The 14,408-nt window shown below is 56.3% G+C and carries 8 protein-coding genes and 1 other RNA gene; 5 read left to right on the forward strand and 4 right to left on the reverse strand.

The genetic code is table 11. The features are described from left to right. Nucleotides 1–127: 127 nt before the first annotated feature. Nucleotides 128–961, reverse strand: a complete 834-nt coding sequence (gene ppsR / locus B9Y90_RS19440) for a posphoenolpyruvate synthetase regulatory kinase/phosphorylase PpsR (RefSeq protein ID WP_085542237.1) — start codon at nt 959–961, stop codon at nt 128–130. Between the two features lie 327 nt (nt 962–1,288). Between ppsR and ppsA the strand changes: the two genes are divergently transcribed. Beyond that, nucleotides 1,289–3,667, forward strand: coding sequence for a phosphoenolpyruvate synthase (ppsA, locus tag B9Y90_RS19445; RefSeq protein ID WP_085542238.1), 2,379 nt, complete (start codon nt 1,289–1,291; stop codon nt 3,665–3,667). Between the two features lie 78 nt (nt 3,668–3,745). Here ppsA and B9Y90_RS19450 read toward each other — a convergent pair whose 3' ends face one another. Continuing rightward, nucleotides 3,746–5,308: an alpha/beta hydrolase-fold protein gene (locus B9Y90_RS19450; RefSeq protein WP_085542239.1), complete on the reverse strand. Its 1,563-nt coding sequence runs from the start codon at nt 5,306–5,308 to the stop codon at nt 3,746–3,748. 151 nt (nt 5,309–5,459) lie between these two features. Here B9Y90_RS19450 and B9Y90_RS19455 point away from each other — a divergent pair, with 151 nt between their 5' ends. Both B9Y90_RS19455 and B9Y90_RS19460 read left to right on the forward strand, forming a co-directional pair. Next, nucleotides 5,460–7,622 carry a TonB-dependent siderophore receptor gene (locus tag B9Y90_RS19455; protein WP_139827419.1) on the forward strand — a complete coding sequence of 721 codons (2,163 nt, stop codon included), beginning with the start codon at nt 5,460–5,462 and terminating at the stop codon, nt 7,620–7,622. A gap of 9 nt (nt 7,623–7,631) precedes the next feature. Next, the gene (locus B9Y90_RS19460) at nt 7,632–8,534 is read left to right on the forward strand and encodes an alpha/beta hydrolase (RefSeq protein WP_085542240.1); all 903 of its coding nucleotides are present in this window, start codon (nt 7,632–7,634) and stop codon (nt 8,532–8,534) included. On the opposite strand, the gene rprA is transcribed toward B9Y90_RS19460, so the two are convergent. Beyond that, nucleotides 8,531–8,637, reverse strand: an RNA gene (rprA, locus tag B9Y90_RS19465) — antisense sRNA RprA. The two genes, B9Y90_RS19460 and rprA, sit on opposite strands and share 4 nt — an antisense overlap. Nucleotides 8,638–9,519: 882 nt before the next feature. Then, nucleotides 9,520–10,638, reverse strand: coding sequence for an AI-2E family transporter YdiK (gene ydiK, locus B9Y90_RS19470; RefSeq protein ID WP_085542241.1), 1,119 nt, complete (start codon nt 10,636–10,638; stop codon nt 9,520–9,522). A 203-nt stretch (nt 10,639–10,841) separates the two neighbouring features. On the opposite strand from ydiK, the gene ydiJ reads away from it, so the two are divergent. After that, entirely contained in the window at nt 10,842–13,898 is a 3,057-nt protein-coding gene (ydiJ, locus tag B9Y90_RS19475; RefSeq protein ID WP_085542242.1) for a D-2-hydroxyglutarate dehydrogenase YdiJ, read from the forward strand. Further along, nucleotides 13,895–14,305 carry a 1,4-dihydroxy-2-naphthoyl-CoA hydrolase gene (gene menI / locus B9Y90_RS19480; RefSeq protein WP_008456522.1) on the forward strand — a complete coding sequence of 137 codons (411 nt, stop codon included), beginning with the start codon at nt 13,895–13,897 and terminating at the stop codon, nt 14,303–14,305. The genes ydiJ and menI overlap by 4 nt, the downstream gene beginning before the upstream one ends. Nucleotides 14,306–14,408 lie beyond the last annotated feature (103 nt).

Below are 14,408 nucleotides of genomic sequence, written 5' to 3' on the forward strand. Positions count from 1 at the left end.
GGAAGTGATGGGGATCACAATAAACCAAAGCTGACCGATTTCAACATCAGGCCTGCTTTGGCGAAAGGATTGCCCCACCGCAGTCTGTACACCCTAGCATACACGCTTGATCTTTTGTACTAGTTTCTTAGTACATGCGGCGATTCAGTCCCATAATGTCGAGAATTTTGGTCGCCATCTCTTCAACAGAGTAGTTGGTACTGTTGAGGTAGCGAATCTGGTTTTTACGGAACAGGGCTTCCACTTCGGCGACTTCCAGACGGCACTGGCGGAGAGAGGCATAGCGGCTGTTTTCACGGCGTTCCTCTCGAATGGCGGACAGGCGCTCAGGGTTGATGGTCAGGCCAAAAAGCTTGTGCTGCAGCGGTTTAAGCACCGCAGGAAGCTGAATGTTGTCCATATCATCGGCAATAAAAGGGTAGTTCGCGGCGCGAATGCCAAACTGCATCGCGAGGTAGAGGCTGGTCGGGGTTTTGCCACAGCGTGACACGCCCAGCAAAATGACCTGCGCCTGATCGAGATTGCGCATCGAAATCCCGTCGTCGTGCGCCAGCGTGTAATCAATGGCGGCAATACGGGCGTCGTATTTCGTCAGGTTGCCTGGGTTAAGGCCATGCGTTCTGTGGGCCACTGGAGTCGGATCGAGTTTTAGCTCCTGCTGCAGCGGGGCTACCAGCGTTTGCACGATATCCTGACAGAAGCCTTCGCTCTGCATAATGATGTCGCGGATATTGGGCAGCACGATGGAATAAAACACCAGCGGACGCACTCCGGTTTGCTGATAAATAGCGTCAATCTGCTCTTTTACCGCTTTGGCGCGACTTTCATTTTCAACAAACGGCAACGTAATACTGTTGATAGATACCGGGAATTGTGACATCACCGCGTGACCGAGTACTTCAGCGGTAATGGCAGTGCCATCGGAAATACAAAATACCTGACGATCGACTAAATTATCCATTTTTATTCCTGAACGGGGAACCGGTTTCCCTAAAGCATAAAGTAAAACAAGGGATTCCGAGTAGCGCTAATCTTAATTTAAAAAGTGAAATAGCGTTTTTAAATTTAATAAACCATCGGAAATATATTCAAATCAATACTATACCCATTATCATTGTGAGGATTATATGATAATCAATGGTTTATGAAATGAGCGGATCTATCCGAAAATGTCATATTTTATTTTGCTTGAACGATTCACTGGTTTCATTCCCCCCTAAGAATATGCAAAGCTAAATACGAAGTCTGGTGTTTCTTGTACCCATTCATTTAAAAAAGGATTGTTTCGATGTCCAATAACGGCTCGTCACCGCTGGTGCTTTGGTATAACCAACTCGGCATGAATGATGTAGACAGGGTCGGAGGCAAAAATGCCTCCCTGGGTGAAATGATTACCAATCTTTCGGGTATGGGCGTTTCCGTCCCGAACGGTTTTGCGACCACCGCCGAGGCGTTTAACCTGTTTCTCGACCAGAGCGGCGTGAACCAGCGTATCTACGAGCTGCTGGATAAAACCGATATTGACGATGTGAGCGAGCTGGCGAAAGCCGGGGCGCAGATTCGCCAGTGGATTATTGACACGCCTTTCCAGCCTGAGCTGGAGCATGCCATTCGTGAAGCCTACCAAACGCTTTCCTCCGATGATGCCGAAGCCTCTTTTGCGGTGCGTTCTTCTGCCACTGCGGAAGATATGCCGGACGCTTCCTTTGCCGGGCAACAAGAAACCTTCCTCAATGTGCAGGGCTATGATGCCGTGCTGGTGGCGGTGAAACACGTTTTCGCCTCGCTGTTTAACGACCGTGCAATTTCCTACCGTGTGCATCAGGGCTACGACCATCGTGGCGTGGCGCTCTCGGCTGGTGTTCAGCGCATGGTGCGCTCCGACCTTGCTTCTTCCGGGGTCATGTTCTCCATTGATACCGAGTCCGGTTTCGACCAGGTGGTGTTTATCACCGCCGCGTGGGGCCTGGGTGAAATGGTGGTGCAGGGCGCCGTAAACCCGGATGAATTCTACGTCCATAAGCCAACGCTTGAGGCAGGCAATCCGGCCATCGTTCGCCGTACCATGGGCTCGAAAAAGATCCGCATGGTTTATGCCCCAACTCAGGAACACGGCAAGCAGGTACGAATTGAAGACGTGCCGGAAGCTGACCGTGACCGTTTCTGTATTACTCAGGAAGAGATTCAGGAACTGGCTAAACAAGCTGTACAAATCGAAAAGCATTATGGCCGCCCGATGGACATCGAGTGGGCCAAAGACGGCCACACCGGCAAGCTGTTCATCGTTCAGGCTCGCCCGGAAACAGTGCGTTCTCAGGGCCAGGTAATGGAACGCTACCAGCTGCATGCGCAGGGGCAGATCGTGGCGGAAGGCCGCGCGATTGGGCACCGCATCGGCGCTGGCCCGGTAAAAGTGATCCACGACATCAGCGAAATGAACCGCATCCAGCCGGGCGACGTGCTGGTCACCGACATGACCGACCCGGACTGGGAACCGATCATGAAAAAAGCGGCGGCGATCGTCACCAACCGTGGCGGACGTACCTGCCACGCGGCAATTATCGCGCGTGAGCTTGGTATTCCAGCCGTTGTAGGCTGCGGCGATGCCACCGAGCGCATGAAAGATGGTCAGAACGTGACCGTTTCCTGTGCCGAGGGCGACACCGGCTACGTTTACGCGGAGCTCCTCGACTTCACCGTGAAAAGCTCTACGGTTGATACCATGCCGGATCTGCCGCTGAAAATTATGATGAACGTCGGCAACCCGGATCGTGCGTTTGACTTCGCCTGCCTGCCGAACGAAGGCGTTGGCCTGGCGCGTCTGGAATTTATCATTAACCGCATGATTGGCGTGCACCCGCGTGCGCTGCTGGAGTTCGACCAGCAGGAGCCCGCGCTGCAGGCGGAAATCCGCACGATGATGAAAGGCTATGACGACCCGGTTGAGTTCTACGTGGGCCGCCTGACTGAAGGGATCGCGACCCTGGGCGCGGCGTTCTGGCCGAAGCGCGTGATCGTACGCCTGTCTGACTTCAAATCTAACGAATACGCCAACCTGGTGGGCGGCGAGCGTTATGAGCCGGAAGAAGAGAACCCAATGCTGGGCTTCCGTGGGGCAGGTCGCTACGTGGCGGACAGCTTCCGCGATTGCTTCGCGCTGGAATGCGCGGCCATGAAGCGCGTACGTAACGAAATGGGCCTGACCAACGTCGAAGTGATGGTGCCGTTTGTGCGTACCGTTGCCCAGGCCAAAGCAGTGGTTGAGGAGCTGGAGCGTCAGGGCCTGAAGCGCGGTGAGAACGGGCTGAAGATCATCATGATGTGTGAGATCCCGTCCAACGCCCTGCTGGCGGATGAATTCCTGCAATACTTTGACGGCTTCTCCATCGGCTCGAACGACATGACGCAGCTTGCGCTGGGGCTGGATCGCGACTCTGGCGTGGTGTCTGAACTGTTTGACGAGCGCAACGACGCGGTGAAAGCGCTGCTGTCGATGGCAATCAAAGCGGCGAAGAAGCAGGGCAAATACGTCGGGATCTGCGGCCAGGGGCCGTCCGATCACGAAGACTTTGCCGCCTGGCTGATGGAAGAGGGGATTGACAGCCTGTCCCTGAACCCGGACACCGTGGTGCAAACCTGGCTAAGCCTTGCCGAACTGAACAAGTAACGTTTAACCCTTCTCTTCAACAAAGAGAAGGGAGCCGGGCCGGTGCCTGCCTGCTTTATGCGGGCACCGGGCCGACACTTATCCCCGCCTAATCAAATCCTTCATGCCGGTAATAATGGCCTCGCACCAGGCGGCGTAATCATGCCCGCTCGACCAGGGATTAAAACTCACCTCATAGCCCTTTTCACGCAGCACAGCTTCAAGCTGTTGCGTATTGCGGTAAATGCCGCCGTCTGCGCCTTTGCTTTCAAAGCGCCCCGCCTGCAGCCAAAAACGCACTGGCAGGCGCGGTGACGCCTGATACTGCCGGGTTAACCATCCGGGCGCTTCGCCCTCGGGTGCCCACCAGTAAGAGCCGGACAAACTCAGCACGTTGCCAAACGCTTCTGGATGGCGCAGCGCCACCCAGGCCGAAGCCAGGCCGCCGTAGCTGGAGCCTGCCACGATGGTTTTTTGTGCCGGAGTGGTGATGCCCTGTCGGCGCAGCCACGGCACCAGCTCTTCGGCCATAAAATCGGCGAAATCGGGATTGGGCGGCAGCTCTTTTTCCCGTCGCTCACCGTCGAGGCTGTCGATAAACACGGCGTTTACCGGCGGCAGGGCATGACGGGCTATCAGGCCATCCAGCACATTGGCGAGGTGATAACGGTCCTGGTACATGCGGCCATCGAACAGCATCAGCGTCCAGCGGGCGGGCTGCCCGCCGCGTGGCCGGTAGACGGTGACTTCCCGACGGTTTGCCAGCTTTTTGCTTTCTACCTGATAGCGAACCAGGGAGCCTTGCCGAATCGGCTCGGTGGTGGCCTGCGGGGTAAAATAGCGGTGGGTGGTCAGGTCCAAAAGTGAGAAACGACTCCAGCGGTCGCCTTTGCCTGCGGGGCTGAATTGCGGGTTGAGCGGGTCGGTCTGGGCCGACACCAGAATCGCCCGACGCTGGTCGCGCGCGGTGCCTTCCACAAGGGGAACGTCGGGGGCAAGTTTGTACTGCATAAGCGTATCCGCCGGTACCACATAGCTGCGGTACCAAACGTCGGAGTGGCCGAGGCGGAACATTGGGTCATGGTCACCGGCCGGTGAACCGAGCACAAACACGTTGCCCTGTGCGCCTCGCCACAGGAACGTCACGCGTTTGCGAGTGGCATCGATGGGCTCGATCAGTGGCGTCCCCTGTTCACGTCTTTCCTGCCAGAAGGCTTCGGTGCTTGCGCCGTGGCTTAACGCTTGCTCAAGCGCCAGTAGCGCCGGACTTTCCGGGGATTGTTCGTCGTTACGCTTGAGCGGGACGGTTTCACGAATCTGCCAGCGGAACAGCCAGCGCCTTCCGGGTTCACCGCGAAGCACCAGCGTAGAAGGCTGGCCGACGGGCAGGGCAAAAAGCGGATTATGCTTGCCATCCACCGGCCCGTTTTCCACCAGGGAGCGCCAGAGCCTGCCTTTGCTGTCCACCAGGCTGGCGTCGGTTACGCCGCTCAACCGGACATTGGCGTAGTTTTCACCCAGTGCCGGAAGCCCAAAGCAGATTTCGCCGCTGGCGTCGAACTTCCCATCCTGCTCACCCTGGCTGCCGGTAAAAGTACAGGTCGCGGCCACCGCCGACGCTGAACAAAGTCCCAACATTAATGCGCTCCACGCGGCTCTCATCGTGCTTATCATTCCTGATAAAAAAGTGCATACACGCTAATGCAAATGAGATTGATTTTCAATAACATTGCGAGTCGTTGCGTTTTACGACAAAACGTAACAGGAGAGAAAGGCGAACTTAATTCACCTAATCACATGGGATGTTACGGTCATGCACTTTAAAAATAATAAGGTAACCCACGGCCTTTGGCTGATGGGATTCAGTGCCCTGGGGATGGGAAACGGCGTTCAGGCGCAGGAGCGGCAGGTCAGCGAGGAAACTCTGGTGGTCACCGGCTCGGTTAGTGAGGATCCTTCCGCGCCGCTTAAGGGGATGGTGGCCACCAAAACGCTGTCCGCCACGAAAACTGCGGCTGATTTGCTCAAAACGCCGCAGTCGGTTTCGGTGATTACCCGCGACCAAATGAACGCGCAGGATGTCACCTCCGTGTCACAGGCTTTACGCTACTCGGCCGGGGTGCTGACGGAGTATCGGGGCAGTTCGAACCGCAACGATGAGGTGTTTGTGCGGGGCTTCAGCTATGTACCGAAGTATCTCGACGGACTGAGCTATGGGGCGACGGCGTCTTCCCAGACCGGGACGTTTGACCCGTGGTTGCTTGAGCGAGTGGAGCTGGTGCGCGGCCCGGCGTCCGTGCTGTTCGGCCAGGTAAACCCCGGCGGGCTTATCAGCATGACCAGCAAGCGCCCGACAAGGGAAGCGATACATGAATTGCAGTTCCGCTCAGGCAACCAGCATCTGGCCGAGGGGGCTTTTGATTTTGGCGGCTCGCTAAGCGACGATAATCGGGTACTTTATCGCTTAAACGGGATTGCCCGCACGCAGCACAGTCAGGTTGCCGATTACAAAGAACAGCGCATCGCGATTGCGCCAGCGTTGACCTGGTATCCCAACGATCAAACTCGCTTTACTTTGCTGACCAGCTACCTGAAAGATCCGAAGGCGGGCTATCGGAACTTCTTGCCTGCCGCAGGCCTGGTGACGGAAACCGCGGCGGGGTATATCCCGCTGGACTTTAACGTCAGCGATCCCAGTTACGACCAGTCGTGGCGTGAGCAAACGATGGTGGGCTATGAGTTCGAGCACAGCTTCAACGATATCTTCACCTTCCGCCAGAATGCCCGTTACGCCAGCATCAAACAAAAGTACCGTTACCTCGTGTACTCCACCTCGAAGAGCGACACGTTACTTTCGCGCCGTGCGCAGCGAGAAACGCGTGATACCGATGAGTTTGGCATCGATAACCAGCTTGAGGCGCAGTTTGATACCGGCGCGTTGGGGCATACGCTGTTAGGCGGCCTGGATTACAAGTCTAACCATGACCGGCAGCAGCTCAGCCGGGGCACCGGAGCGAAATACGATCTGTACTGGCCGAACCCGGTGTATGGCCTCAATGTGGACGAAAGTACCTTCAGCGCGGTGAACGACGACCAGCAGAATCTCGACCAGACGGGCGTCTACCTGCAGGATCAGCTCAGCTGGAATAACTGGCAACTGCTGCTTTCCGGGCGTTACGACTGGGCCGAAGTGCGCACGACGGACAGGTTAAAAAGCAAAACGACGCAGCAGAATGACAGTAAATTCACCTGGCGCACCGGGCTGCTTTACGCCTTTGATTTCGGCCTGTCGCCGTATATCAGCTACAGCACCTCATTTGAACCAAATCTGCAGACCAACCGCGCGCCAGGCGCTGCGCCGTTCGACCCAAGCCTGGGCAAGCAGACCGAAGTGGGCCTGAAGTATCAGCCGCTGAAAGAGACCTTCATGACACTGGCGCTGTTCGATCTTCGCCAGACAAACGTTGGAACCTATAACAGCGCGCTGGGCTGGTTCGAAAACGCCGGTGAGATCCGTTCTAAAGGGCTGGAGGCGGAGGTGCATTCCACGCTGTTTAACAGCCTCAACCTGATAGGGTCTTACACCTGGACGGATACGGAAACCGTGAGCACCACGGTGGCGGGTACCGAAGGAAAAACCCCCGCTCGTGTTCCAACGCATATGGCGTCGGCGTGGGGCAGTTACACTGTTCCTGAAGGTATGCTGAAAAACCTGACGGCAGGTGTCGGGGTTCGCTACATCGGCACCAGCTATGGCGATGCGAAAAATACCTTTAAAGTGGCGGCCGTGGATCTCTATGACGCCATGCTGCGTTACGAGTTAGGTGAAGTTAGCCCTGATTTGAAAGGGGCAGCCTTGCAATTCAACGTCAACAACCTTGCGGACACAAAATACGTGGCATCCTGTGCATCGGATTCGGCCTGTTTCTACGGCATTGGCCGCACCTTAACCGCCACCGTCAGCTATCGCTGGTAAGGAGAACTTTTGCGCTATCTGCTTATGGCGCTTATCGCACTTGCTGCCCCCTCGGGGGCAACGGTCATCGAAGATAAGCCCTACACGCTGGCGAATACGCTGGTACACAGTCTGCATTCGCCGGAAAACGGTGAATATAAAATTATGGTTTCCTGGCCTGAAGGCGAAGCCCCGTCAGAGGGCTGGCCGGTGATTTATCTTCTGGACGGCGAGTCCGTCTTCCCCGGTGCGGTGTCGCTGATGCAGCGCCTGACCTGCGAACGTTGCCCGTTAACACCGGGCGTCGTGGTGGCGATTGACTACCCGGGAAACAGCCGTCGGGAGCGCGATTATCGCCCTGCGGTGGATAAAGTCGTGCTGGAGCCTAATCCGGCGGGAGGCACTTATCCGCCAGGTACACCCGGTGAAGCGCAGAAGTTCTGGCAGTTTATTGACGCTGAGCTTCGGCCCTGGGTCGAAAAGAAATGGAAAATTAATCTGCAGCGGCAGGCTCTGTTTGGTCATTCCTATGGTGGACTTTTCACTACCTGGCTGTTTATGACCTCGCCGGGCGCTTTCCAGCATTATTACGCCTCAAGCCCTTCGGTGTGGTGGAACGACCGCTATCTGCTGCGAATGGCAAAAAACTGGCGGCCTGATGAGGGAAATGCTCAGCTATCGCTCTCTGTGGGAAGTTATGAACAGTCACTGCAGCCGCAGGAGGCCAGGCTGTCGGAAGAGAAGCGTGCCGCGCTATTAAAACATCGTGGGCAGAGAGCGATGGTGGATGGCAATCGTGAAATGGCTAATGCCTTGATAGCTAAGGCCCCGACTCGGGTTGATTTTACGCTGGTAGAAGGGCAGAGCCACCTGACCGTTGCGCCGCTGGTTCTACATGGGGCGCTTATCAATCACTTTGCGAAATCAGAATAAAAAAAAGCCCATCTTCAAGATGGGCAAAGACTACACACAGCAATTCGTTGTTTCACTCAGGGGATTTCGATGTTTATAAATCAACGTGTTGATTCATAACCGTGAGTTAAATAGTAGGCATCTCGCTAAGTGGCGTCACTCAGATTCGTCTCAATCGTTAACAGAAGGTAAATAACTTGAGACAGCATAGCCCGGAGTGGGGGCTTCAATGGCTGGAATAGCGAGGGAAAAAGGCGTTATTGATTAGACTTATTAACCATTTGCGTTAAGTCACTGCTTTAGGCGCGAGTTATCGCATGGTCACATTATGCTAGCTGGATTAGGCTCCGTTCACCTCAAGTACGAATTTATATGCCATCACAGAGAGGGTGAACGGCTCGGGGGAGTCACCGTCACTCCCCCGAGCCCCCGGACTCCCGGCGAAATAAATCGACCGCTGAAGCGGCAGACCTCCGTTTTATCTCCCAGTCCTGGGTCGGCTGAGATGCGTTCCCGACGCTCTCAACCTCCGGCCGTTCCCGACGGCCGGCCCCTGGCCAGTCGGAGAGAAAACGGAGGCGATTTAAGCCGGAACCGTGCCTCGCTTTTAGCCCACAGCCATTCTGAAAGTCATAGTTGCTTCAAGTCCTACAGCCACGCCCTTGTTCCCGGCTCTCAGCGCCCCCGGTTATGACCCAACTCAGGCGGGGTTGAGCTGTCGGGAACAGCGAAAGAGAGCGATCGTCGGGAACGAATCGCGAACGACCCCGAATGTTTGGGTGATAGCCGGTGGGTTTACCGCTTCAGCGGCGATGAGCTCGCCGGGCGTCGGGGGTTGTCAGGGGGCATGGCGTAATGCCCCCTGACACGTTACCGGTTTACGGTCGTCGCATAGAGAACTGAGCTTGTGGTGAACGGAAAACCTGGGGCTGATAAATACCAACGCCAGACAGTGGCAAAAGGAGCTGTTGGCCAAAAAACACCCCAATCCCTCCCAGCCCTTTATTTATTTCTTCACATTCAGCGTCTCCTGCTCCTCAAGCAGTTCGACCACTTCATGCGGATCGTCCTGCGGGGCAGGTGCTTCATGCATCCAGACTGAAATCAGCCGATAAGAAACCGCCAGCAGCACCGGGCCGATAAACAGACCAATCATCCCGAAGGCAATCAGGCCGCCGATAACGCCGGAGAGAATCAGGATCATCGGCAAGTCCGCGCCCATGCGGATAAGGACCGGACGAATCACATTGTCCATGGTGCCGACGACGCAGCTCCACACCAGCAGCACTGTTCCCCAGGTGGTATCCCCGCTCCAGTACAGCCAGATTATGGCGGGCACCAGAATCACCAGCGGGCCAAGCTGAATCAGGCAGCTAAGCACCATCAGTACGGTGAGCAATGCGGCGTAAGGAATGCCGGACACTGCGAGGCCAATACCGCCCAGCACGCCCTGCGCGAGCGCAGTGACAACCACGCCCAGCGCTACGGCGCGAATCGCCTGGCCAGCCAGCAGCACGGCAGCATCGCCACGTTTGTCTGCCAGACGGAAGGCGAAGTGGCGAATGCCGTTCCCCAGCGTTTCACCTTTGGCATACAGCAGCACGCTGAACAGCAGCATCAGGCCGAGATGCACCAGCAGGGTGCCAATATGCACAGCCTGGCCGAGAAACCAACTGGTCGTCGTGCCGATATAAGGGCGGACTTTTTCCATAATCGCGCTGCCGCCGCTGCTCACCAGCGTGTTCCAGCCGCTGTAAAGCTTATCGCCGATAAGCGGGATGCTGTGCAGCCATTCGAAGGCGGGCAGCGCCATGTGCCCTTTGGTTGCCCAGTTAATCACCGGGCCGCTGTTGTCCACCAGGCTGTTCACTAACATAGCGACCGGGATGACAAACAGCATTAGCAGCAGCAGCGTCATCACCAGCACCGCAAGGGAGCGTTTGCCCCACAGCAGCTTTTGCAATTTGATGAGCAGCGGCCAGGTTGCAATGACGATGGTTCCGGCCCAGGCGAAGCCTAAAACAAATGGGCGGACAATCCACAGACAGGCGAGAATCATCACGGAAATAAACAGCACGGACAGCAGGATCTGCAGCAGATCCTTTGGCTGACTGACTTTGATCATAGGAAGAATCACCTCAATAAAATGCACCCGCGCTAAATTCGCATGGCGATAATTTAATGATGATGTATTTCCTCGATTATTGACAGGCGCATTTCGCTTCGCGTTATCTGAAATAACAGCCGCAAATCGCGACGGAATATGATAAAAACAAAACAGACACGCAAACGATAACTCTTACTAAGCAACACAGGGTCGACCCGTCAATGATCCCACAAATTTCTCAGGCACCTGGCGTCGTTCAGCTGGTGCTCAGCTATTTAGCATCACTGGAGCAACAGGGCTTTACCGGCGATACCGCCACCAGCTACGCAGACCGCCTGACCATGGCGACCGATAACAGCATTTACCAACTGCTGCCGGATGCGGTGCTTTTCCCTCGTTCAACCGCAGACGTCACGTTGATTACCCGCGTGGCCGCCGAAGAGCGCTTTAAATCCCTGGTGTTTACCCCGCGCGGCGGCGGCACCGGCACCAACGGGCAGTCGCTTAACGGCGGCATCGTGGTGGACATGTCCCGCTACATGAATCGCATCATCGAAATTAATCCGGAGCAAGGTTGGGTGCGGGTGGAAGCTGGGGTCATTAAAGATCAGCTCAACCAGTTCCTGAAGCCGCACGGCTACTTCTTTGCCCCGGAACTGTCGACCAGTAACCGCGCCACGCTGGGCGGGATGATCAACACCGATGCCTCCGGGCAGGGGTCGCTGGTGTACGGTAAAACCTCCGATCATGTGCTGGGTGTGCGCGCCGTGCTGATGGACGGCGAAATTCTGGACACGCACCAGATGGCAACCGGGCTTGCCGAAGAACTGGGTCGCGAAGAGACCACCAGTGGGAAAATCTACCGCACCGTGCTTGAGCGCTGCCGCGAACAGCGCGAGCTGATTATCGATAAATTTCCCAAACTTAACCGTTTCCTCACCGGCTATGACCTGCGCCATGTTTTTAATGACGACCTGAGCAAGTTCGATTTAACCCGTATTCTTACCGGCTCCGAGGGGACGCTGGCGTTCATCACCGAGGCGAAGCTGGACATCACCCGCTTGCCGAAGGTGCGCCGGCTGGTGAACGTCAAGTACGACTCCTTCGATTCCGCCCTGCGAAACGCACCCTTTATGGTGGACGCTCGGGCGCTGTCGGTGGAAACCGTCGATTCCAAAGTCCTGAACCTGGCGCGGGAAGACATCGTCTGGCACTCGGTCAGTGAGCTGATCACCGACGTGCCAAATAAAGAGATGCTCGGGCTGAACATCGTTGAATTTGCCGGGGACGACCAGGCGCTTATCGACGGCCAGGTCACTGAGCTATGTGCTCGCCTTGATGCACTGATGGCCGAAGGCGAGGGTGGGGTGATTGGCTGGCAGGTCTGTGATGAGCTGGCCGGTATAGAAAAAATCTACGGTATGCGGAAAAAAGCCGTTGGCCTGCTGGGGAACGCCAAAGGTCAGGCTAAACCGATTCCGTTTGCTGAAGACACCTGTGTGCCACCTCAACATCTGGCGGACTACATTGTGGAGTTCCGCGCGCTGCTGGATAGCCACAACCTGAGTTATGGAATGTTTGGCCACGTTGATGCTGGCGTATTGCATGTTCGCCCCGCGCTGGATATGTGCGACCCGCAGCAGGAAATGTTGATGAAAAGCATCTCCGACGATGTGGTAGCGCTGACGGCAAAATACGGCGGTCTGCTGTGGGGTGAACACGGTAAAGGGTTCCGCGCCGAGTACAGCCCGGCCTTTTTCGGTGAAACGCTGTATGAAGAGCTGCGCCGCATTAAGGCCGCGTTTGACCCGGCTAACCGGCTCAATCCTGGCAAAATTTGCCCACCGCTCGGCGTGGACGACCCGATGATGCAGGTCGATGCCGTTAAGCGCGGGACGTTTGACCGGCAAATCCCGATTGCGGTGCGCACTTCCTGGCGCGGCGCGATGGAGTGCAACGGCAACGGCCTGTGCTTTAACTTCGATGTGAAAAGCCCGATGTGCCCGTCGATGAAGATCTCCAGCAACCGCATTCACTCCCCGAAAGGACGGGCCACGCTGACCCGTGAATGGCTGCGGCTGCTAGCCGAGCGCGGCGTTGACCCGCTTGTGCTTGAGAAACAGCTGCCGGAGCAGCGCGCCAGCCTGCGGGGGCTGATCGAGCGTACCCGCAACTCGTGGCACGCCAGCAAAGGCGAATACGATTTTTCCCACGAAGTGAAAGAGGCGATGTCCGGCTGCCTGGCCTGTAAAGCCTGCTCTACCCAATGCCCGATTAAAATCGACGTGCCGGAGTTCCGCTCTCGTTTTCTGCAGCTTTACCACACGCGCTATCTGCGCCCGCTGCGCGATCACGTCGTGGCCTCGGTGGAGAGCTATGCACCGCTGATGTCGCGTGCGCCGAAAACCTTTAACTTCTTTATGCGTCAGCCGTGGGTGCAGAGTTTGTCCCGCAAGCACATCGGCATGGTCGACCTGCCTATGCTGTCTACGCCGACGCTGCAGCAGCAGCTGGTCGGGCACCGCTCCGCCAACGTCACGCTGGAACAGCTGGAGCGTTACTCCGATGAGCAGCGGGCTAAAACGGTGCTGGTGGTGCAGGATCCGTTCACCAGCTATTACGATGCTCAGGTAGTGGCAGATTTTATTAAGCTTGCAGATAAGCTAGGCTTTGAGCCTGTGGTGCTGCCGTTCTCGCCGAACGGTAAGGCCCAGCACATTAAAGGATTCCTGCAGCGTTTTGCGCGCACGGCGAGTAAAACGTCTGAGTTCCTGAACCGCATCGCGAAACTGGGTATGCCGATGGTTGGCGTCGATCCGGCGCTGGTCCTGTGCTATCGCGATGAATACAAACAGACATTAGGCGAAGAACGCGGAGATTTTCAGGTTCAGCTGGTGCACGAATGGCTCCAGACTGCGCTGAAAGAACGGGAAGTGCAGGGCGCGGGAGGAGAAGCTTGGTACCTCTTTGGCCACTGCACCGAAGTGACGGCGTTGCCGGCGGCACCGAATCAGTGGGCCGGTATTTTTGCTCGTTTTGGTGCGAAACTCGAAAGCGTAAGTGTTGGCTGTTGCGGCATGGCTGGCACTTACGGTCACGAGGTGAAAAATCTCGCCAATTCATTGGGCATTTATGAACTCTCCTGGCATCAGGCGATGCAGCGCCTGCCGCGCAACCGCTGTCTGGCAACCGGCTACTCCTGCCGCAGCCAGGTCAAGCGCGTTGAGGGCAACGGCGTGCGGCATCCATTACAGGCTCTTCTGGAGATTATCGGATGATTTGGCGACGTGAAGCCACGCTTGCCGCGCTCAACAAAATGGGCGCGAACAATATGGTCGGCCATGTAGGCATTGAATTTACGCGTTTTGACGACAACGAAATTGAGGCCACCATGCCGGTGGATGAGCGCACCCGGCAGCCGTTTGGCCTGTTGCACGGCGGCGCGTCGGTCGTGCTCGCGGAAACGCTGGGTTCAGTGGCGGGCTACCTGTGCACCGAAGGCGATCAAAAGGTGGTTGGGTTAGAGGTCAATGCCAACCACATTCGCTCGGCGCGAGAAGGCGTGGTGCGCGGCGTTTGTCGCGCAGTACATGCGGGGCGTCGTCATCAGGTGTGGCAAATTGATATCTACGATCAGCAAGACCAGCTGTGCTGTACCTCCCGTCTGACCACGGCGGTGGTGTAGCCTAATCCCACGTTCAGCCTTCAGGGACGTGGGATTGTTTTAATTTGTTATTATTTCCTTAAAAAACTATATATCCACAACACATTTTGCTAAAAAGCCTTCC

The organism is Cedecea sp. NFIX57 (assembly GCF_900177785.1).
In the GTDB taxonomy this organism is placed as follows: Bacteria; Pseudomonadota; Gammaproteobacteria; order Enterobacterales; family Enterobacteriaceae; genus Cedecea; species Cedecea neteri_C.